This is a genomic window from Pseudomonas sp. S60, from assembly GCF_016647865.1.
Lineage (GTDB): Bacteria > Pseudomonadota > Gammaproteobacteria > Pseudomonadales > Pseudomonadaceae > Aquipseudomonas > Aquipseudomonas parafulva.
Window position 1 is genome coordinate 21,588 of the sequence record NZ_JACVVH010000016.1, and the last position, 21,438, is coordinate 43,025.

A 21,438-nucleotide genomic window follows, 5' to 3' on the forward strand; every position below is an offset into this window, starting at 1 on the left:
CAATGGAAACCCGAGCCCATCACGTTCTCATCGGCCTGTTCACCGTCCTGGTGGTGGCCGGCGCCATGCTGTTCGGCCTGTGGCTGGCCAAATCCAGCGTGGACGATGCTTTCAAGGACTACGAGGTCGTGTTCAACGAAGCCGTGTCCGGGCTGTCCCGGGGCAGCGCCGTGCAGTACAACGGCATCAAGGTGGGCGATGTGTCCAGCCTGCGCCTGGACCCGAAAGACCCTCGCAGGGTCCTGGCACGCGTACGCCTGAGTGCCGACACCCCTGTGAAAGAAGACACCCAGGCCAAGCTGACCCTGGCCGGGGTAACCGGCAACTCGTTCATCCAGCTGAGCGGTGGCACGCCCCAGAGCCCGGAGCTGAAGGGAAGGGACGGCCAGTTGCCGGTGATCATCGCCTCGCCGTCGCCCATTGCGCGGCTGCTCACCGACGGTAGCGACCTGGTCACCAACATCAACCTGCTGCTGCACAATGCCAACCAGATGTTCTCCGAGGACAACATCGGCCATTTTGGCAACACCCTGGCCAACCTCGACAAGACCACAGGCGCATTGGCCGGGCAGCACGGCAGCATCACACAGGCCATCGAGCAGCTGGTACAGGCGGGCAAACAGGCCAGCGCCACCCTGGCCGAAACCCAGGCCCTGATGCGTAACGCCAATGGCCTGCTCAACAGCGAAGGGCGCCAGGCCATCGGCAGCGCCGAGCAGGCCATGCAGTCGCTGGCCCAGAGCACGGCCACCATCAACCGCCTGCTGCAGGACAACCGCGAAGCGCTCGACAACGGCGCCCAAGGCCTCGACCAGCTGACGCCAGCCATTCGTGAACTGCGTGAAACGCTCAATGCGCTCAAGGGCATTTCCCGGCAGCTGGAAGCCGACCCCAGCGGCTACCTGCTGGGCCGCGACAACCACAAGGAGTTTCAGCCATGAGCGCCACAATGCGCCTGCTGGGCGCGGCCGTGGCGATGAGCCTGGCCAGCGCCTGCTCGATCCTGCCGCACAGCGAGCCGGTCGACCTCTACCGCCTGCCAGTCGACCAGCCAAGCCGGGCGGTGCCAGCGGTGGAGTGGTCACTGCGCCTGAACAAGCCCCTGGCCAGCGAGGCGCTCGCCGGGCCACGAATTGCCGTCGTCCCCCACGGGAATGTAATCAGCAGCTACAAAGGGGCACGTTGGGCTGATGCCGCCCCCATTCTGGTACGCAACCGCCTGCTCGATGGCTTCCAGCGGGACGGCCGCGTGCAGCGCCTGAGCGCTGACGACAGCAACCTGCAGGGCGACTTCGAGCTGGTGGGTGAATTGCTGGCCTTCCAGACCGAATACCGCCCGGACGGGGCCGTGGAAGTGGTGGTTCGCTATGACGCGCGCCTGGTGCAAGGGCGCACCCAGCGCATCCTTGCCAGCAAGCGGTTCGAGGTGCACCAGCCGCTGGCTGATACGCAATTGCCAGCCGTCGTCGCCGGCTTCGGCCAGGCCAGCGACCAGCTGACCGGGCAAGTGGTGGGTTGGACCATCACACAGGCCGGGGCCTGGCTTCAGGCGAAGAACCAGTAGCAGACGAAGATCGCCGCCACCACGCCGGAGAACTCGGCCAGCAACGCGCAACCGACCGCATGCCGGACGCGCTGGATACCCACCGCGCCAAAGTACACCGCCAGCACGTAGAAGGTGGTTTCGGTACTGCCCTGAATGGTCGCGGCCACCAGCGCCGGGAAACTGTCCACGCCCTGCGCCTGCATGGTCTCGATCAGCATGGCCCGCGCCGCGCTCCCCGAGAACGGTTTGACCAGCGCGGTGGGCAAGCCATCGACGAATCGCGTATCCAGGCCCAGCCAAGTCACCAGGTGGCGGATACCGTCCAGGGCGATCTCCAGGGCGCCTGAGGCGCGCAGCACGCCAACCGCCACCAGCATTGCCACCAGATAAGGCAGCAGGTTCCTGGCCACATCGAAGCCTTCCTTGGCGCCCTCGACGAAGGCTTCGTACACCTTCACCCGCTTCAGCGCACCGATGACCAGAAACAGCATGATGACCCCGAACAGGGTGAGGTTGCCCAGTATGGACGACAGGTTGGCCAGCGCAGCCGCCGACAGGGTGCCCAAAAACGCCATGAAACCGCCCAGCAGCAAGGCACCGGGGATCAGATAGGCCAGCACCACCGGGTCCCACAGCCGCAGGCGCTGCATCACCGCCACGGACAACAGGCCCACCAGGGTCGAGACGCTGGTGGCCAGCAGAATGGGCAGGAACACCATGGTCGGGTCAGGTGCCCCTTGCTGGGCCCGGTACATGAAGATGGTTACCGGCAACAGGGTGAGCGAAGAGGCGTTCAGTACCAGGAACAGAATCTGTGCATTGCTTGCGGTAGTGCTGCTGGGGTTCAGCGCTTGCAGGGCCCGCATCGCCTTCAGGCCGATGGGTGTGGCAGCGTTGTCCAGGCCCAGGCCGTTGGCGGCGAAGTTCATGGTGATCAACCCCAGCGCCGGGTGCCCAGGGGGTACTTCAGGCATCAGCCGGGCGAACAGCGGGCCCAGCACCTTGGCCAGCCACTCGACGATACCGGCCTGCTCGGCAATTTTCAGAAAGCCCAGCCACAGGGTGAGGGTGCCGAACAGCAACACCATCACCTCGACCGACAGTTTGGCCATGGCGAAGATACTCTCGACCATCGCCGCGAAGATGCCAGCGTTGCCACCTACCAGCCATTGGGCCATGGCAGACACTGCTGCCACCAGGAAAAAGCCGAGCCAAAGGCCGTTGAGCATCCGCGTGTACCCCCTGAAAAATGCCCGAATGATAGCGGAAGTTGCCCCTACCGGCTTCACCCCTGGTAGGGCCGGCTTGCCGGCCATAGGGCCAACTGCACCCTACAGCCCTTACAGACAGCAAAAAGCCCCGACAAATCGGGGCTTCTGTTCAAGCAACCATCACGCTCAGCGCTTGACGGGCTCGCCAACCACCGCAGCCTGCTGCTTTTCGGCAACCAGCGAGGCGTAGTACTGCTCGCCCTTGGCCGCATCGTACATGCCTTCCCAACGGGAGATCACCAGCGCCGCCAGGGCGTTGCCGATCACGTTCAGCGCAGTACGGGCCATGTCCATGATGCGGTCGACACCGGCGATGAAGGCCAGGCCTTCCAGCGGGATGCCCACGCTGCCCAGGGTAGCCAGCAGCACCACGAACGACACGCCCGGCACGCCCGCGATACCCTTGGAGGTCACCATCAGGGTCAGCACCAGCAGCAACTGCTGGCTCCACGACAGGTCGATACCGTACAGCTGGGCGATGAAGATGGCCGCAATGCTCTGGTACAGGGTCGAGCCATCGAGGTTGAAGGAATAGCCGGTTGGCACCACGAACGAGCAGATCGACTTCGGCGCGCCGTACTTCTCCATCTTCTCGATCACCCGCGGCAGCACGGTTTCCGAGCTGGAGGTGGAGTAGGCCAGAATCAGCTCATCTTTCATGATGCGCATGATCTTGATCACCGAGAAACCAAACAGCCGCGCCACCAGGCCCAGCACCATGAAGGCGAAGAAGGCGATGGCGAAGTACACCAGCAGCACCAGCTTGGCCAGCGGCAGCAGCGAGCTGAAGCCGAAGTTGGCCACGGTCACGGCAATCAGGGCAAACACACCGATCGGGGCGTAGTTCATGATCATGTGAGTGACCTTGAACATGGTTTCCGAAACGGCCTGGAAGGTGCGCACCAACGGGTCACGCAGCTCTGCCTGCAGGCTGGAGAGGCCCAGGCCGAACATCACCGAGAAGAAGATGATCGGCAGCATTTCGCCACGCATCAGCGCTGCAAAGATGTTCGACGGGATCAGGTTGAGCAGCGTTTCGATGAAGGCATGCTCATGCTGCACCTCAGCCGCGGTTGCCTGGTACTTGGAAATGTCCACGGTACCCAAGGTACTCATGTCGATACCGGCACCTGGGTGGAACAGGTTGGCCAGCACCAGGCCCACCACGATGGCAATGGTGGTGACGACTTCGAAATACAGAATGGTCTTGAGGCCGATACTGCCCAGCTTTTTCGCATCGCCAACCCCAGCGATACCCACGATCAACGACGAAATCACGATCGGGACGACGATCATCTTGATCAGGCGAATGAAGATGTCACCAGCTGGCTGGAGGACGTTGCTGATCCACCATGCCTTTTCCGCACTGAAGTGATTCAGTAGCGCACCGACTGCAACGCCCAGCAGCAGACCGATGACGATCTGCCAGGCGAGGCTCAGTTTTGCCTTCTTCATGTCTTTACCCTTTGTTCTAGTGGTCATGCCACCTCACGGAAACCCGCAGACCCTGCCATCGGCAAATTCCGGCGGTAACGCCTTCCGCAAGGCAACGTGTTGTAAGGACAGCGCAGGCGGGCGTGAGGGCGCCCTGGCCGGCGAAAAAGGCGGCAACTATTGCGATGGCAAAAGGGGAAATCTAATGCCTGAAATGCATAGCCCATACCGATAACGCATAAGGATTTCAGCGTTATTGAGCCCTGCAATGAGCCTGGATGGTCCGCGTTCGGGATACCGAACAAGGCCATAGCGCCAAATCAAGGCAGAAATGACAGTAGCGGAAGGTAGGAAGATTCAGCTTGTTCGACAATCCGAATGGCAAAAATGCCACCCGAATGAATGAAGGGCAGGGCGAAAAAAAACTGATGTACGGTTGAGACAAAATGTGTCTTCAAACAATAAACGTGCAAGCCCAGCGCGACGGGCTCCTCGGAAGCCAGGCCTGCCATGAGCCTTTCCATGGCACCCAGCCTGACGCTTCCGATTCCGCCTTTTCCTGACCCGGCCCACTGAATGGAGGCACTCCCTGTACCCCTAGGCCACTCCGACCCTGCAACAGCCAGAACAGCCCGGCCCCATGGTCATGTGCTGCTCCTCCTCGGAGCGGCGCATCATGGAAGGCTGACACTATAGGGCCGTTCAGCTTCCATTTCGTGACAGTGCAGGGCGTTCTACCCGTACCGTCAGCAAACACTCAATACCAGTTCGGGTCACGCTTGAGCTGGTCCTGCAGCAACGCCTTCATGCCGTCATCCGGCTTGCCGAACCAGGTGTACTTGGCGTGACGGGTCGGCGACTTGTCGCTTGGCAGGCCCTCAGGCACTTCCACCAACATGCCGTAGGCATCATCCTTGTCCCAGCTTACCGCCACGATCAGGCGCTTGTACGTGCAGTTGTTGTCTGACTCGCACAGCGGGCCGACCAGGTACTTGTCGCCATCTTCGGTCAACGCCGACATTTGCTGAGACGAACTGCCCGACAGGTTGATTACCCACTCAGGCAGGTTCTCCTTACCCTTGATGGCGTCGTGCCAAGCTTCCCTGTATTTGGCGTCGGTCCCCAGCAACTGGTTTACACGCAGTTGGCCATCATTGGCCGCCACCGCCGCGCCAGTGGCGCTCAACAGCAGAGCGCCAGCCAGAACGTTACGCAACAGGCTGCCCATTACCGTCGACCACGTCCGAAGAAGAAGGAAGCGACGAACAGAACCAGGAAGACGATGAACAGGATCTTGGCAATCCCTGTCGCAGCGCCCGCGATGCCACCAAAGCCCAGAACTGCAGCGACGATAGCGATGATGAGGAAAGTGATAGCCCAGCTCAGCATGGTGATTCTCCTTTCTTTTTGACGGCAGTGTGGGTCAGAACACCCAACGATCCTGAGGTACGACGTGTTCAACGGTGGCCGGTGAAGCGGCTTTGCCTTGCGAAGGCAGCTGCTCTGCTGCCTTTACCAGGTTACTGGCCCGCGTCGACTGGATCTGGGACAGCAAGGCGGTTTGCGCCGCCACCTGATCCGCAAGGCGGGCTGTTTGAACGCTGTAGTAGAAGAGGCAGGCTGCCAAAGTCAGCACCACCGCAACCCCCAGCGACAAGATTTGGCGCAGAGGCAGTGCAGCGACTTGCGAGTGGTTGACGGGTTGGCGGCTCATGCTGGCTCTCCTGCTGTAATTTTTGTCCAGACCTGAACAAGTAATTGCAGCCTGCGTGCCAGCTTTTAAGCCATTAAAAAGTCCTTATAAATCAACAACTTAAAATATTGAACCAATCAACCCTGGGACGTATCCTGCACGATGCCTGATTTACCTCCGTGCGAAATGCACGATCAGCCTTCCACCTTCGTCGCGACCTTGAGCATGTCTGCATCCACGCCACGCACGCCGATGATCTGCCGGGCGATCTCAGAGGCGATGGTTTTTTGCTCAGGGCTGACCACCTCACCCAACAAGCGCACCATCCCTTCCTCGCTTACAACCTTGAGGTTGAGGCCATCCAGATTGCGGCTGAAGCGGTAACTGCTCTGGATCTTGTCGACGATCCAGCCATCACTGGGTTGCGGCCCGCTGGGCAGGCCTACCGGTGCGTTCCTGGCCTTGGCCATGGCTGCAGTGTCCAGGCTGACCAGGTTGTTGACCAGGTAAACGCCGTCGGTAGTGCGCGCCACTACCCCCGCCAGCTCCTTGGCCTCGGTGCTGTCCACCCGGCCACGCAGCGTTACCACGCCGTTGTCGCTGTTTACCTCGATAGGCGCTTTTTCGGTGATGCGGCTCCAGGATAAACGCGCCCTGATCACAGCTGCCAAGGTGGCGTCCTCCACGCGCCGGGCGTAGGCACGCAGCTCAAGCGGGCGCTCGACCAGGCTCGGGTTCACCTGCAACTGGTTCTGCACCTTGTCGATGCCGGAGGTGGCCAAGGCGACATCCTCGGCCAACCGACGCTCGACAGCATTTTCCACCTCACCCGACAGCTGCGCCTGAGCACCGTCCACCTCGACCTTGATGCGGTACGGGTTCAACACCGGGTTAAGCGACAGTGCAGTTTGCAACGCCCCCTGCAGGCGAGCATCGTGCACGGCGTCAGCGGCTGCAGGGTGCGCAATTGCCAGCAAGCTGACACCCAAGGCCAAGGCGCGGAAAGGAAATGGCATGGCTTTCTCCCTTTTTGTAGGCAAAATCTGTAATCCGTCGCAACCAATGTGCCAAGCGCTGCCTCTAAGCAAATCACCGGCAGATTGCGGCTTTCAGGCATCATTCGGCCATTTGCTAGCATGCAAAGGGCAGAATCCTTCAGAATTGACCATGCAACTTGCCCGATTTTTCCCACACTAAACAAAGATATTTCCCTAAGGAGCGCAGGTAATGGAATCAGCCCAGGACAAACAAGGCCGGATTCTGCTGGTGGATGACGAGTCCGCGATCCTGCGCACGTTCCGTTATTGCCTGGAGGACGAGGGCTACAGTGTCGCCACCGCCAACAGCGCATCCCAGGCAGATACCCTGTTGCAACGCCAGGTGTTCGACCTGTGCTTCCTCGACTTGCGGCTGGGTGAAGACAATGGCCTGGACGTGCTGGCACAGATGCGCATCCAGGCCCCGTGGATGCGCGTGGTCATCGTGACCGCACATTCCGCCATCGACACGGCAGTGGATGCGATCCAGGCCGGCGCCGCCGACTACCTGGTCAAACCCTGCAGCCCGGACCAACTGCGCCTGGCCACCGCCAAGCAATTGGAAGTGCGACAGCTCTCGGCACGCCTGGAAGCCCTAGAAGGCGAGGTGCGCAAGCCCAAGGACGGCCTGGACTCGCACAGCCCGGCCATGATGGTGGTACTCGAAACTGCCCGGCAGGTGGCCACCACCGATGCCAACATCCTGATCCTCGGCGAGTCGGGTACCGGTAAAGGCGAGCTGGCCCGCGCCATCCACGGCTGGAGCAAACGTGCCCGCAAGGCCTGCGTCACCATCAACTGCCCATCGCTGAACGCCGAGCTGATGGAAAGCGAGTTGTTCGGCCACACCCGCGGTGCGTTCACCGGTGCCAGCGAAAGCACCCTGGGCCGGGTCAGCCAGGCGGACGGCGGCACCCTGTTCCTCGACGAGATCGGCGACTTCCCGCTGACCCTGCAACCCAAGCTGTTGCGCTTTATCCAGGACAAGGAATACGAACGTGTCGGTGACCCGGTTACCCGCCGCGCCGACGTGCGCATCCTCGCCGCCACCAACCTCAACCTTGAAGAAATGGTCCGGGACGGGCGTTTCCGAGAAGACCTGCTGTACCGCCTCAACGTGATCACCCTGCACCTGCCGCCGCTGCGCGAGCGCAGCGAAGATATCCTGACCCTGGCAGATCGGTTCCTGGCCCGCTTCGTGAAGGAGTATTCGCGCCCAGGCCGCGGCTTCAGTGACGAAGCACGGGCGGCCCTGCTGAACTACCGTTGGCCAGGCAACATCCGTGAATTGCGCAACGTGGTAGAGCGGGCGAGCATCATCTGCCCACAGGAAAAAGTTGAAATCAGCCACCTGGGCATGGGCGAGCAACCTGCGGGCAATGCACCGCGGGTAGGGGCCGCCCTGAGCCTGGACGAGCTTGAGCGTGCCCACATCGGCGCCGTGCTGGCGGCCAGCGATACCCTCGACCAGGCAGCCAAGACCCTGGGCATCGATGCATCGACCCTGTACCGCAAGCGCAAGCAGTACAACCTGTGAAATGGCCAACCATGAAGCTGCGCACGCGGCTGTTCCTCAGCATATCGGCGCTGGTCACCGTGGCGTTGCTTGGGTTGTTGCTGGGGCTGGTCAGTGTGCTGCAGATGGCCTCGGTGCAGCAGCAACTGGTGCGCGACACCACCCACTCGCTGGAGGTAGGCCTCAAGCTGCGCCAGAACCTGGGTAACCAGTTGATTCAGATCCTCGATGAAACGCCTGCCACTGAGAACCTTCAGGTTCTTCAGGAGGACTTCCAGCAGCTACTCGGCCAAGGGGTAGCCCAGGGCAGCGAGCGCGAAGGCTTCATCAAAGCCAGCGCGCATTATCAGGACTTCCTCAAGGCCTACCGCGAGAGCGCTACGCCTTCGCGCAGCATGGGCGTGGACCAACCATTGGGCGCTGCTTTCAACCAGGTCCGCACCGACCTGATCGACGCCCACAAGCAGGCCTTGCAATACATCAGCCGCAGTGAAGAGCAATCCCGTGACCGGGCGCTCCTGGTCAGTGGCACCCTCGGCCTGATGGGCCTGGTGGTGCTGGTGCTGGGCTTCATCACCGCACACAACATTGCCCGGCGCTTTGGCCAGCCCATCGAGGCTCTGGCCAAGGCAGCAGACCAGCTGGGCAAAGGCAACTTCGATGTCACGCTGCCGGTAACCCAGGCCAGCGAGCTCAACCAGCTCACCCGCCGGTTCGGGCTGATGGCCGATGCCCTGCGCAAACACCAGGCGACCAATGTGGACGAGTTGCTGGCAGGCCAGCAACGCCTGCAGGCCGTGCTCGACAGCATCGACGACGGGCTGCTGATCATCGACCGGCAAGGCCTGCTGGAACACCTCAACCCCGTGGCCCAGCGTCAGCTGGGCTGGACCGACAGCCGGGTCGGCAGCAGCCTGGCCGAAGCCCTGCAACGCCCGGAGCTGGAGCAACAGTTGCGCCAGGTACTGCGCGGCGGCAGCCTGGACCGGCCACCCGACGACCTGAACATGGAGGTGGACGAGGAGGCACGCCTGCTCACCTACAGCCTCACGCCCGTCAGCCACCCGCAAGGGCCTATTCTGGGCGCGGTGATGGTGCTGCACGATGTTACCGAGCAGCGCGCCTTCGAGCGGGTTCGCAGCGAATTCGTGCTGCGCGCCTCCCATGAGCTACGCACCCCGGTCACCGGCATGCACATGGCCTTCGGCCTACTGCGCGAGCGGGTGTCGTTTGCGCCCGAAGCCCGCGAGAACGACCTGCTGGACACCATCGGCGAAGAAATGCAGCGCCTGACGCAGCTGATCAACGACCTGCTCAACTTCAGCCGCTACCAGAGCGGCTTGCAAAAGCTGGAGCTTGCGCCCTGCGCCGTCGACGAACTGCTGGAGCGTGCCCAGGCGCGCTTCGCCGAACAGGCGGGGCAGAAAGACATCGAACTGGTGCTGGCCCTGGAGCCCCCGCTGCCGCGTATACAGGCCGACCTCGCCCAACTCGACCGGGTACTGGACAACTTGCTGCACAACGCCATCCGCCATACCCCGCAGGGCGGGCGTATCCGCCTGCACGCCCGCCGGCATGCCGAGCGGGTCATCGTCAGTGTCGAGGATAATGGCGAAGGCATCGCCTACGGGCAGCAGGGCCGCATCTTCGAACCCTTCGTGCAGGTGGGGCGCAAGAAAGGCGGCGCCGGCCTGGGCCTGGCGCTGTGCAAGGAGATCGTGCAATTGCACGGGGGGCGCATGGGCGTGTTTTCCCGGCCAGGGCAGGGCACGCAGTTCTATATGGCCTTGCCGGTGTAATCCACAGGGTTAACGCTGCCGCCCATGCGGCAGCTTCCCCCGCGTTACCAGCTCGGCGAACTGCCGGGCAGTGAGCGCCTTGGCGAACAACCAGCCTTGGCCGTAGTTCACCCCTTCACTGAGCAGCAGCACTGCCTGGTCTTCGCGCTCGATACCTTCCGCGATCACTCGCAAGTGAAGGTCATGGGCCATGCGGATAATGTGCGGCGCAACCCCACTGCTGGCAGCATCGTGCCCGAGGGCACCAATGAATGCCTTGTCGATCTTCAGGCAATCAACCGGCAGGGTTTGAAGGTACGCCAGGCTGCAGTAGCCAGTGCCGAAGTCGTCGATCAGCACCTGGTGCCCCTCCGCACGCAGCGTCTGCAAGTTGTCGCGTGCCACTACCACGTCGATCAGGCCGCGCTCGGTGACCTCGAAGGCGATCTGGCTCGCATCAACCCGGTGCAACGCCAGCAGCCGCGCCGCCACCTCGCCGATACGCGGCACCATGACGTCACACGCCGCCAGGTTCACCGAGATGTACAACTTTGGGTGCGACCTCAGCAGCGCGCCCAGTTGCTCCAGCACGCGCTGCAAGACGAAGTCGGTGATCTGGCGGATCTGGCCGGTATTTTCGGCCAGCGGTATGAACAGGTCGGGGCTGGTAAGAGTGCCATCAGGCCGGCGCCAGCGCACCAACGCCTCGGCCCCCACACAGCGCCGGGTGTCGAGCTGGAAGATGGGCTGGTACAGCACCTGCAACTGACCACGGCGCAGGGCATGTTGTAGCTCCGAACTCATCGACCGGCGTTGCTGTATCAGCTGCAGCACCAGCCAGCCAATGCAACAGGCCCCCAGCACACTGCCCGGGAACAGCAACCACAAAGTGCCGTTCATTCTCAACGGCAGGCTGGCGCGTGGGGCGATCAGTACAAGCTGATAATCGGGCGACTTGGTCGGCATGCGATAGATCAGGCGATCGCTGAACTCCAGCAGCGTCTTGTGGCTGCTGGACCATACAGACGGCGGCGGCCATACCTGGGCCGGGCCAAGCACGGGTATCGCCCTCGCACCGTTGTCCAGCACCACCAGCAGGCTGCCCCCCGGGGGCAAGTCCACCACATCGGTCAGGTGCCCCCGCGAGGTGGACACCAGAAACTTGCCACGGCCCAGCATCAACGCCGCCAGGTTTTCGTCAGGCTCGGTGGTTGTATTAAGCCAGTAGCTGTAGACCGGGCCCTTGATGTCCGGCGCACGCAGCGGTACGAATGCACGCTCGTCTCCCCGGTTGGAGCAGGCCGAATTGCCGTCCACGTAAGCCGCTTCGTAGATGAACCGTGAACTCAGGCCCACCCGTTGCAGGGCAGCCAGCATGGCCGGGCTGCAGCCGCGCACGGGTTGCGCCTGCAGCAGGTCGACGCCTTCACGCAACTGGCCGAACACCTGCTCCAGGCGTTCGAGAAAGCGCTCGCCTTGGGCGTTCATCTGCTCGGTTTCGCTCTGCTTCATCTGTTGCAAGGCAACACCGATGCTGGCCGTGAGCAACAGGGCAGCACTGGCCAACGCTGCCAACGTGGCCAGCATCCAGGGATGGTTGAAAATTTGGCGCAGCGTAGCGGTGGTGTCCGGCATCGAAGGCATCCAGTTGATTACCAAGGTATAGCAACTGGATCAGGATTTACCTTCGCCGTTTGGCGCTTCGTCCGAGCACGGCCTGCCCGCCTGGGCAGGGGGCCTTAGCGGGTACGGTTCAACACCTGCAATATTGCCGCCGTCTGGGCGTCCGGCAGGCCGTCGAAGCGCTGCGGCCGGAACCGCATCTGGAAGGCCGCTAGCACATGCCGGGTGGCCACATCCAACACACCGGTCTGCTCGATGGCGTAACCAAAGCGCGACAGTTCCTGCTGGTACCAGCCGACACCAGGCGGGTTGACGTCGAAATAGGCCTGCTGGCGTGCCACCGCGTTTGCATCGGGCCAAATGCCCAGGCCCTCGTCGGCCAGGCGCTTCCATGGGAACATCGGGCCTGGGTCGAGCTTACGCAACGGGGCGATGTCGCTATGGCCGATGATGTGCTTTGGCTCGATATTGTTGCGCTTGACGATGTCCTTCAACAGTGCGATCAGTGACTGGATCTGCGCTTCGCTATAAGGGTGCCACACCCGGCCTGCGGGCGTGTCGGTGAAGCCCGGGTTGACGATTTCGATCCCGATCGAGGATGAGTTCAGCCAGGTACGGCCCTGCCACTGGCTGTCGCCTGCGTGCCAGGCGCGGCGGTTTTCGTCTACCAGTTGATAGACCGTACCCGGCCCGTCGCCGATCAGGTAGTGGCTGCTGACCTCGCCATGGGTGAGCAACGCCAATGAGCGTTCCAGCGATGCATTGGTGTAATGCAGCACCACGAACTGGATACGGTTGTCCTGGTTGGCTGAGGGGTGGCTGCGGTCGATACGCAGGCCCGTCGAGCATCCGGCCAGGGTGAACAGCAGCAAAGTGATCAGCGTTGTTTTCAGCGTGGAAAGCACATCGGTGGCCTCAGCAAATGAGCGCTACAGTATAACGTGCTCCATGACGGCGCGCTCGCGGGTCTAGGAGCCGCTGATCAGCCTTGCTCGATGCGGTTTCGCCCCTGTTCCTTGGCCCGGTAGAGCGCTGCATCGGCACGCTTGAGCACTTGGTCGCCGTGCTCGCCGGCCCGGAACGCACTCAGGCCGATGGAGGTGGTAATGACCACCCGCTCCCCCTTGAAATGGAACGGGCAGGCCTGTACCGCCGCGCGCATGGCCTCGGTAACCTCCAGTGCCTGCGCGGGTGTGGTCTGCGGCAGCAGCAGGACAAATTCCTCACCGCCGAAGCGGGCAATGAAATGCCGGCCGCGCAAGCGCTTGCGCAATTGATCGGCAACGATCTTCAACACCTTGTCACCGGCCAGGTGCCCATAGCTGTCGTTGATCCGCTTGAAATGATCCAGGTCGAGAATGGCCATGGCCAGGTGACCACCGTGCGCCTGCCACGCCTGCACTTCGGCATCGAGCTGCTCGCTCCACGCGGCGCGGTTGGGCAGGCCGGTGAGCGGGTCCAGCAGGGCCTTCTGGCGCTGTTCTTCCAGGTGCTCGCGATAGCCAAGGGCTTCCTGCTCCATGCTGGCCACCCGCTCGGACAACCCGTGCAGGCGGCCCGCCAGCTCCTGCTCGCGGCGGTCGCGTTCATGCTTGTGCTGGTCCATGGTAACCAGCAGGCTTTCGAGCCGGCCGTCCAGCGCCTGCTTGAGGCTCACCACATCGGCGGCGCACTGGACATCGCTCTGCAGGCCGTCCACATGCTCACGCAACTGGGTATCCAGCTCCCGCGCTGCGCTGCTGTTGTCGGCATGGCCGGCGCTGGCCTGGTGCAAATAGTCGTGAAAACCTTCCAGGCGCTCGTTGAGCAGTTGCAGGTAGGTTTCGAATTCGTGCTGGCCGCTGTCGGTGATGGCCAGCAACAGAACGGCAAGGTCATCGAGCACCGGTATCAGCTCGTACCAGTTAAGCCCACGCGCAACCCGGTCGCGCATGGCCTGCGCCTGAGCCTTGTGCCGCTCCGGCAGGCTGAGGTCATCCAGCAGGCCGATCAGGGTCTGCTGGATGTGCGCGGCCACCTGGCTGTAGGGCGGTTCTACCGCGTAGGGCAGGGCGTAGGCCTCATCGGCGGCTTCCCGGCTATCCGGCGGAAGGTGCTCGGGCGTTGGGACGGTTGGCGGTGGGGTGGCGGCTACGTGAGCTTCTGGCAACGGGTCGTTGGCAGGTTGGACTGCGGGCTCGGCAGCAGAATCGACCTCAGGGGCATGCGGTGCATCGAATGCATCGATGCTGTGCGCCGCCGGGGCCTGGGCAAGCGCCGATGGCGGCTCGATGAGCGGCGCTGGTGACGCTGGCGCTTCCGGTGCGGGTGCTGGGGCTGGGGCTGGGGCTGGATCAGCCTCAGGCACCGGGGCCGCAGGCACCTCGTCCTCACGACCCTTGAACAGGCGCTGCAGGAACCCCCCACGCGGCTCGCCAGCCGACTTGCCCAACGCTGAAAGCGCACGCTCCTGCAAGCCGCTCAACTCGCCCAACAGCGGCGGCAGGTCACGCGATTGGCTCACCCCTGCCTCCAGGCGTTTAGCCAGCTTTTTCAAAGGCCGGGACACATCGCTGGAAAGGGGCAGGCCTTGCAGTTGCCCTACCAGCGAGGTCAGTGCATCACCCACTTGGTTCATGCGGGTTTCGCGGCGCTGCTCAGAGTCCAGCACCGCCTTCTCCAGCCGCGGTATGAGCCCGGCCAGCCCGGCGTCCATATTGTCACCACGGATCACCTCGCGCATTTCCTTCATGCACTGGTCCACGATCTTGTCGCTGCCTTCAGCGGCCAGGGTACTGCGCACCAGGCCACGGCGCAGCAAGTCGAGGCGAGCCTCCCAACGCCGCTCGAGCTTCTCCTGCTGCTCGATGCTCTTGAGGTATTTTTCTTTCCAGCGCTCGGCTTCTTCGGTCATGCCTGTGTCCGCACGGGTGATACAACTGGGGCTGTCTGATACACACTGTCGGCGCACACCCCGGGCACTTTAGGGCATGCACAGCTTCAGTTGATTCAGCTCAAGGCCGGCAGCGTATCCACAGTCAATGCATCAGGCAATCGGATCTCGACGGCGACCGGAAGGTGGTCGGAGATCGGTTGGGCCAGCACCTCCACGCGCTCCAGCGTCAGGCTGGGGCTGAGCAGAATGTGGTCCAGGCAACGCTGGGGTCGCCAGCTGGGGAACGTGGCCTCCACCTGCGGGGCAATCAGGCCAAGGTCGCGCAACGGCGAATGCTCGAGCAGGTCCGTGGCATGGGTGTTCATGTCACCCATCAACACCTGGTGACGATAACCGCCAATCAGCTCGCGGATATAGGCAAGCTGCAGGGCCCGGGTCTTGGCACCCAATGCCAGATGCATCATGACCACGATCAGCGCATCCTCACCCTCGCCGAAGCGCACCAGAATGGCACCCCGCCCGGCGGGGCCGGGCAGCGGATGGTCTTCGAGCTGGTGCGGTTTCAGGCGGCTTAGCACGCCATTGCTGTGCTGGGCAAAGCGGCCAAGGTTGCGATTGAGTTGCTGGTACCAGTAGGGGAAAGCGCCCAACTGGGCCAGGTGCTCGACCTGGTTGATGTAGCCCGAACGCATGCTACCGCCGTCGGCTTCCTGCAAAGCCACCAGGTCGAAGTCGCTGAGCAGTTGGCCAATCTTCTGCAGGTTACCGGCCCGCCCGGTGTGTGGCAGCAGATGTTGCCAACTGCGGGTCAGGTAGTGCCGGTAGCGTTCGGTGCTGATGCCCACCTGAATGTTGAAGCTGAGCAGCCGCAGGCGACCATCCTCGGGCAGGCCAGGGGCCTGCAGGTGATGCTCGTTGACCTGCGGCTGGTGCAGGCCAATGCCACGCGTTGACCGGAAGCGGGGCATGGTAGCGCCGCCTACTTGGCGGCGCGCTCCTTGTCGATCAGCTGGTCGGCAACGTTCAGTACGGCCTCGGCGCCGCCGGCGGTACCCAGGTCGAAGCGATACTTGCCGTTGACGATCATGCTCGGTACGCCAGTGATTTCGTACTTCTTCGCCAGCTCTTTGGCCTGGTTGACCTGGCCTTTGATGGCGAACGAGTTGAAGGTGGCCAGGAACTTGTCCTTGTCCACGCCTTGGGTCGCCAGGAAGTCCGCCATGTCCTGTGGATCGGTCAGGCGCTTGCGCTGGTTCTGGATAGCATCGAAGACGGCAGCATGCACTTTATGCTCGACACCCATGGCTTCGAGGGTGAGGAACATCTGGCCATGGGCATCCCACGGGCCGCCGAACATGGCGGGGATACGCTTGAAGTTGACATCCTTGGGCAATTTTTCCACCCAAGGGTTGATCACCGGCTCGAAGCTATAGCAGTGCGGGCAGCCGTACCAGAACAGCTCGACCACTTCGATCTTGCCAGGGACGGAAACCGGAACAGGGTTGCTCAGCACCAAATATTCCTTGCCGGCAATAGGCTCTGCGGCCTGGACGGCAGTCATACCGAATACGCTGGCAGCGACCAGCGCAGCGCTGAGAATCAGTTTACGCATGCTTTACTCCTGAGCAGTCATGGGTCGCCGCGACGCGACCTGCACTGAGACAGGCCGGGAAGGGCTCAAGTTCTGTAGTGTAACGGCTGCGGGCAAAAAAAAGGGCGGCCGCACCGCCCTTTCATCATTGGCTGGCAACATTAACCGAATGTTAATGCAGGCCCTGGATATAGCTGGCCAGGGCTTCGATATCATGGTTGCTCAGCTTGCCGGCGATGGTGCGCATGGTCATGGCATCGCCGTCGTTGGTGCGGTTGCCTTCGCGGAAGTCGGTGAGCTGCTTGCTCACGTACTGCGCGTGCTGGCCGCTCAGGTGCGGGAAGCCGGCAAGCGCAATACCGGCGCCGTTGGGGGAGTGGCAGCCGGTACAGGCAGGCATGCCCTTGTCGAGGTCACCGCCATTGAACAGTGCGCGGCCGCGTTCGACCAGCGCCGGGTCAGCAGCCCCCACGCTGCCTTTCTGGCTGGCGAAGTACGCGGCGATATCGGCCAGGTCCTGGTCGCTGAAAGCGGCCAGCATGCCGGTCATCTCCAGCACGGTGCGCTTGCCGGACTTGATATCGTGCAGTTGTTTTTCGAGGTAGCGCTGGCCTTGGCCAGCCAGTTTCGGGAAGTTCGGTGCCAGGCTATTGCCGTCGGGGTTGTGGCAGGCGCCACAGACGGCGGTCTTGGCCTGGCCCGCGGCAGCATCGCCCATGACAGGTTGTGCAGCAGTGGCCGCACCTGCGACACCCAGGGTCAACAGCAGACTCACGACTAGTTTGTTCATCAGCTAATCCAACACGGCTAAGGGTGAAATGTTATGTATCGGGACTGCCACTCATCCAAAGGATGACCAAACGGTAGTCCTCGGCACTGCAGTCCATGCACAATCCACGCGGCGGCATAGCCTTGAAACCCTGGGTCACGTGCCTTACCAGTACCTCCATGCCCTGCGCCAGCCTTGGCTCCCACGCTACCCGGTCGCCCTGCCTGGGCGCCTGTGGCAACTGCCCGGCGTGACAGGCCGCACACGTGCGGTTGTACAACACCTCGGGATCCTGTGTAGCCTGTGCGCTGAAAACCGGCAGAAACATACCGACAGCAAGCAGCCATTTCGCCATGCGGAACGACCTTCAGGGTTGGGGGCCGCGCTGCGTTCTGTTGCGCGAGCTATTGATCGACACCCCATGCCCGTTCCCCTACGTTGGGAGAATGAGCACACAAAAACTGGGGCATTATATACTTCCGTCGTCCAAACGGAAACGACACCGCTTGCCAGGCTCAGGCCAATCGAGCCCGGCAACACCCACATCGGATATCCCATGCAAGTCAAGAACCCCATCCTCGGCCTGTGCCAGAAAGCCCAATTCGCTCTCAGCGCCGCCAAGGTCGAACAATGCCCCGACGACCAGGGTTACGAGGTGGCTTTCGCCGGCCGGTCCAATGCCGGCAAGTCCAGCGCCCTCAACACCCTGACCCACGCCAGCCTGGCACGCACCTCGAAAACCCCGGGCCGCACTCAGCTGCTGAACTTTTTCAGTCTGGACGATGAACGGCGTTTGGTCGACTTGCCGGGTTATGGCTATGCCAAGGTACCGATCCCGCTCAAACAGCACTGGCAAAAGCACCTGGAGGCCTACCTGGGCAGCCGCGAGTGCTTGCGCGGCATCATCCTGATGATGGACGTGCGCCACCCCATGACCGACTTCGACAAGATGATGCTCGACTGGTCCAAGGCCAGCAGGATGCCCATGCACATCCTCCTGACCAAGGCCGACAAGCTGACCCACGGCGCAGCCAAGAACACCCTGCTTAAAGTGCAGTCGGAAATCAGAAAAGGCTGGGGCGATGGCGTGACCATCCAGCTGTTCTCGGCGCCCAAGCGCCTGGGCGTAGAAGACGCCTACCGCGTGCTGGCCGGCTGGATGGAGCTGGAAGACAAGCCTGCGGTGTAACGCTTTGCCAAATCGCAGGCAAAAAAAACCCCGGACTTCGTATGGGGAGGGGGAAGTTCGGGGTTCAAGTCCGGACCGCTAGGGCGGGGTCCAGATATCTGCCAACACTTAACACAACATAGGAGCATCGAAAGGCTTCACCAGCCATTCAGGACCTCTGAGTCGCAATTCACCCTTTAAGTTCCTGACCGCTGCTTCAATTTGTGCGCTGTTTCATGAAACGCCATCGGCCACCGAGGTGGCCGGCATCCAGTCATGCGGCGATAAGTCGCAGAGGCTCGTGAGTTTTAACCGCTAGATCAGTGCGCTTCGTCCCAGTTCGCGCCCACGCCCGCTTCAACCAGCAGCGGTACGTCGAGTTTCGCGGCGTTACTCATGTGCAGGCGAATTTCATCTTTGACCTGTTCAACCAGGTCCTCACGCACCTCCAGCACCAGTTCGTCGTGTACCTGCAGGATCACCCGGGCGTCCAGCCCACTCTCGCTCAGCCAGTTGTCCACGTTGACCATCGCCCGCTTGATGATGTCTGCGGCAGTACCCTGCATGGGGGCGTTGATCGCCGTCCGTTCGGCGCCTTTGCGCAGGGCAGGGTTCTTGGCGTTGATGTCGGGCAGGTACAGCCGGCGGCCAAACAGGGTTTCGACAAAGCCCTGCTCCGCCGCCTGGGCGCGGGTGCGCTCCATGTAGGCCAGCACGCCAGGGTAGCGGGTGAAATAGCGGTCGATGTAGTCCTGGGACTGCTTGCGGTCCACGCCGATCTGCTTGGCCAGGCCAAACGCGCTCATGCCGTAGATCAGGCCGAAGTTGATCGCCTTGGCGCTACGGCGCTGGTCGTTGGTCACCTGTTCGAGCGCCACGCCAAACACCTCTGCCGCCGTGGCCCGGTGCACGTCCAGGTCATTCTGGAAGGCATGCAGCAAGCCCTCATCCTTGGCCAGGTGGGCCATGATGCGCAGCTCGATCTGCGAATAGTCGGCAGCCAGCAGCTTGTAGCCGGGGCTGGCGATGAACGCCTGGCGGATGCGCCGGCCCTCGGCAGTACGAATGGGGATGTTCTGCAGGTTCGGGTCGCTGGACGACAACCGGCCGGTGGCCGCCACCGCCTGCTGGTAGGAGGTGTGAATCCGCCCGGTGCGGGGGTTGATCTGCCCCGGCAGCTTGTCGGTGTAGGTGCTCTTGAGCTTGCTCAGGCTGCGGTACTGCATCAGCACCTCAGGCAAGGGGTAGCCTTGCATCGCCAGGTCGTCGAGCACCGCCTCGGCGGTGGACGGCTGGCCCTTGGCGGTTTTGCTCAAAACCGGCATGCCCAGCTTGTCGTACAGAATCGCACCCAGTTGCTTGGGCGAGCCGAGGTTGAACTGCTCACCGGCCAGCTCGAAGGCGCGTTGCTCCAGCTCGGCCATCTTCACGCCCAGCTCACCGCTTTGTACCTGCAACAAGGCAGCATCCACCAGGGCGCCCTGGCGCTCGATCTTGGCCAGCACCGGTACCAGCGGCATTTCGATGTCCATCAGCACCGGTTGTACACCGGGGGTTTGCGCCAGCCGTGCCTGCAATGCCTGGTGCAAGCGCAGGGTGATATCGGCATCCTCGGCCGCATAGGGGCCCGCCTTGTCCAGGTGGATCTGGTTGAAGGTGAGCTGCTTGGCGCCCTTGCCAGCGATGTCCTCGAAGGCAATGGTGGTGTGGCCCAGGTACTTCTGCGCCAGGCTGTCCATGTCGTGCCGGGTAGCGGTGGAATTGAACACGTACGACTCAAGCATGGTGTCGTAGGCAACACCCTGCATGTGGATGGCGGGCGAGCCGTTGGCGAGGATGTTGATATCGTATTTGGCGTTCTGCCCTACCTTGGCCTTGGCTGGGTCTTCCAGTAGGGGTTTCAGTGCCAGCAGCACGGACTCGCGATCCAGCTGGGCGGGCGCCCCCTCGTAGTCGTGCATCAATGGCACATAAGCGGCTTCGTGGGGTTCCACGGCAAACGAGATGCCCACCAGCTGCGCCCGCTGGGCATCCACGCTGGTGGTTTCGGTGTCGAACGCGATCAGTGGCGCGTTGCGCAGTTTTTCCAGCCAGGCATCGAAGCGGGCCTGATCGAGGATGGTTTCGTACTTTGCCTCGACGACCGCCGCCGGCGCTTGCACGGGGGCTACTTCATCACCTGCGCGGGCGGCATCGCGCTGCACATCGGCCACCCAGCTCTTGAATTCCATCTCGGTGTACAGCGCCAGCAGCGCCTCGCGGTCCGGCTCGCCGCACACCAGGGCGTCCACTTCGATGTCCAGTGGCACGTCGATCTTGATAGTGGCCAGTTCATACGACAAGAACGCCGCGTCGCGGTGTTCCTCAAGCTTGGCGGGCAGGCTCTTGGCGCCACGGATGGCCAGGGTGGGTACCTTGTCCAGGTTGGCGTACAGCTCGCTGAGCCCGCCACCGATACCGGTCAGCAGGCCAGCGGCGGTCTTTTCACCTACGCCCGGTACGCCTGGAATGTTGTCGACCTTGTCGCCCATCAGGGCCAGGAAGTCGATGATGTGCTCGGGCCCGACGCCAAACTTCTCATGCACGCCAGCCACGTCCAGCACGCTACCGGTCATGGTGTTGACCAGGGTAATGTGCCCGTCCACCAGCTGCGCCATGTCCTTGTCGCCCGTGGAGATGATAACCGGCCGGCCAAGCGCGGCACTGCTGCGGGCCAGGGTACCGATCACGTCGTCAGCCTCCACCCCCTCAACGCATAACAGGGGGTAGCCCAAGGCCTTCACGCTGGCGTGCAAGGGCTCGATCTGCACCCGCAGGTCGTCAGGCATGCTCGGGCGGTTGGCCTTGTAATCGGCATACAAGGTGTCGCGGAAGGTGCCGCCCTTGGCGTCGAACACCACGGCGAAGAGGCTTTCGGGGTACTGCCTGCGCAAGCTCTTGAGCATGTTCAACACACCCTTCACCGCGCCAGTCGGCATGCCCTTGGACGTGGTCAGGGGCGGCAGCGCATGGAAGGCACGGTACAGGTAGGAGGAACCGTCCACCAGGACGAGGGGCGCTTGGCTCATGTGCAGAATCAACCTTTTCGACGGGTCCGGCGCTAGAATAGCCAGAATCATTGACGACAAAGGGACTAG

General features: G+C 62.5%; 19 protein-coding genes. 5 read left to right on the forward strand and 14 right to left on the reverse strand.

The window, feature by feature from the left end; genetic code table 11:
• Positions 1 to 2: 2 nt before the first annotated feature.
• On the forward strand, positions 3 to 941 hold the full coding sequence (locus IAE33_RS10060) for an MlaD family protein (protein ID WP_201163395.1): 939 nt from the start codon (positions 3 to 5) through the stop codon (positions 939 to 941).
• Positions 938 to 1,564 (forward strand): ABC-type transport auxiliary lipoprotein family protein, encoded by a 627-nt coding sequence (locus tag IAE33_RS10065; protein ID WP_201163396.1) that lies wholly within the window; start codon positions 938 to 940, stop codon positions 1,562 to 1,564. The genes IAE33_RS10060 and IAE33_RS10065 overlap by 4 nt, the downstream gene beginning before the upstream one ends.
• Here the strand turns inward: IAE33_RS10065 and IAE33_RS10070 are convergent.
• From IAE33_RS10070 to IAE33_RS10095, 6 genes are all read right to left on the reverse strand, one after another.
• On the reverse strand, positions 1,546 to 2,775 hold the full coding sequence (locus IAE33_RS10070; RefSeq protein ID WP_201163397.1) for a nucleoside recognition domain-containing protein: 1,230 nt from the start codon (positions 2,773 to 2,775) through the stop codon (positions 1,546 to 1,548). The two genes, IAE33_RS10065 and IAE33_RS10070, sit on opposite strands and share 19 nt — an antisense overlap.
• A 168-nt stretch (positions 2,776 to 2,943) precedes the next feature.
• Positions 2,944 to 4,272 (reverse strand): glutamate/aspartate:proton symporter GltP, encoded by a 1,329-nt coding sequence (gltP, locus tag IAE33_RS10075; protein WP_060482619.1) that lies wholly within the window; start codon positions 4,270 to 4,272, stop codon positions 2,944 to 2,946.
• 736 nt (positions 4,273 to 5,008) lie between these two features.
• Positions 5,009 to 5,479 (reverse strand): inhibitor of vertebrate lysozyme family protein, encoded by a 471-nt coding sequence (locus IAE33_RS10080; RefSeq protein WP_201163398.1) that lies wholly within the window; start codon positions 5,477 to 5,479, stop codon positions 5,009 to 5,011.
• Positions 5,479 to 5,640, reverse strand: a complete 162-nt coding sequence (locus tag IAE33_RS10085) for a DUF1328 domain-containing protein (RefSeq protein WP_023532363.1) — start codon at positions 5,638 to 5,640, stop codon at positions 5,479 to 5,481. Before IAE33_RS10085 ends, IAE33_RS10080 begins: the two co-directional genes overlap by 1 nt.
• A gap of 34 nt (positions 5,641 to 5,674) precedes the next feature.
• A complete protein-coding gene (locus IAE33_RS10090; RefSeq protein ID WP_201163399.1) occupies positions 5,675 to 5,965 on the reverse strand; it encodes a hypothetical protein in 291 nt (96 codons plus the stop codon).
• A gap of 173 nt (positions 5,966 to 6,138) precedes the next feature.
• Entirely contained in the window at positions 6,139 to 6,960 is an 822-nt protein-coding gene (locus IAE33_RS10095; RefSeq protein ID WP_201163400.1) for a BON domain-containing protein, read from the reverse strand.
• Between the two features lie 211 nt (positions 6,961 to 7,171).
• On the opposite strand from IAE33_RS10095, the gene algB reads away from it, so the two are divergent.
• Together algB and IAE33_RS10105 are read left to right on the forward strand one after the other, a co-directional pair.
• Positions 7,172 to 8,518 carry a sigma-54-dependent response regulator transcription factor AlgB gene (gene algB, locus IAE33_RS10100; RefSeq protein WP_028633113.1) on the forward strand — a complete coding sequence of 449 codons (1,347 nt, stop codon included), beginning with the start codon at positions 7,172 to 7,174 and terminating at the stop codon, positions 8,516 to 8,518.
• A gap of 11 nt (positions 8,519 to 8,529) precedes the next feature.
• Entirely contained in the window at positions 8,530 to 10,296 is a 1,767-nt protein-coding gene (locus tag IAE33_RS10105) for a KinB sensor domain-containing domain (protein ID WP_201163447.1), read from the forward strand.
• A 9-nt stretch (positions 10,297 to 10,305) separates the two neighbouring features.
• Here IAE33_RS10105 and IAE33_RS10110 read toward each other — a convergent pair whose 3' ends face one another.
• From IAE33_RS10110 to IAE33_RS10140, 7 genes are all read right to left on the reverse strand, one after another.
• The gene (locus IAE33_RS10110; protein ID WP_442967364.1) at positions 10,306 to 11,910 is read right to left on the reverse strand and encodes an EAL domain-containing protein; all 1,605 of its coding nucleotides are present in this window, start codon (positions 11,908 to 11,910) and stop codon (positions 10,306 to 10,308) included.
• Between the two features lie 104 nt (positions 11,911 to 12,014).
• Positions 12,015 to 12,803 carry an N-acetylmuramoyl-L-alanine amidase gene (locus IAE33_RS10115; protein ID WP_201163402.1) on the reverse strand — a complete coding sequence of 263 codons (789 nt, stop codon included), beginning with the start codon at positions 12,801 to 12,803 and terminating at the stop codon, positions 12,015 to 12,017.
• Positions 12,804 to 12,880: 77 nt separating this feature from the next.
• Positions 12,881 to 14,791, reverse strand: coding sequence for a GGDEF domain-containing protein (locus IAE33_RS10120; RefSeq protein WP_201163403.1), 1,911 nt, complete (start codon positions 14,789 to 14,791; stop codon positions 12,881 to 12,883).
• Positions 14,792 to 14,886: 95 nt separating this feature from the next.
• Entirely contained in the window at positions 14,887 to 15,741 is an 855-nt protein-coding gene (locus IAE33_RS10125) for an endonuclease/exonuclease/phosphatase family protein (RefSeq protein ID WP_201163404.1), read from the reverse strand.
• Between the two features lie 11 nt (positions 15,742 to 15,752).
• Entirely contained in the window at positions 15,753 to 16,385 is a 633-nt protein-coding gene (gene dsbA, locus IAE33_RS10130; RefSeq protein WP_201163405.1) for a thiol:disulfide interchange protein DsbA, read from the reverse strand.
• A 151-nt stretch (positions 16,386 to 16,536) separates the two neighbouring features.
• Complete coding sequence (locus tag IAE33_RS10135; RefSeq protein ID WP_028633120.1) at positions 16,537 to 17,154, reverse strand: c-type cytochrome; 618 nt, start codon at positions 17,152 to 17,154, stop codon at positions 16,537 to 16,539.
• Positions 17,155 to 17,185: 31 nt separating this feature from the next.
• Positions 17,186 to 17,488, reverse strand: coding sequence for a c-type cytochrome (locus IAE33_RS10140; RefSeq protein WP_201163406.1), 303 nt, complete (start codon positions 17,486 to 17,488; stop codon positions 17,186 to 17,188).
• Positions 17,489 to 17,689: 201 nt separating this feature from the next.
• Between IAE33_RS10140 and yihA the strand changes: the two genes are divergently transcribed.
• Positions 17,690 to 18,322 (forward strand): ribosome biogenesis GTP-binding protein YihA/YsxC, encoded by a 633-nt coding sequence (gene yihA / locus IAE33_RS10145; RefSeq protein ID WP_028633122.1) that lies wholly within the window; start codon positions 17,690 to 17,692, stop codon positions 18,320 to 18,322.
• 299 nt (positions 18,323 to 18,621) lie between these two features.
• On the opposite strand, the gene polA is transcribed toward yihA, so the two are convergent.
• Complete coding sequence (gene polA, locus IAE33_RS10150; RefSeq protein ID WP_201163407.1) at positions 18,622 to 21,369, reverse strand: DNA polymerase I; 2,748 nt, start codon at positions 21,367 to 21,369, stop codon at positions 18,622 to 18,624.
• Positions 21,370 to 21,438: the final 69 nt, after the last annotated feature.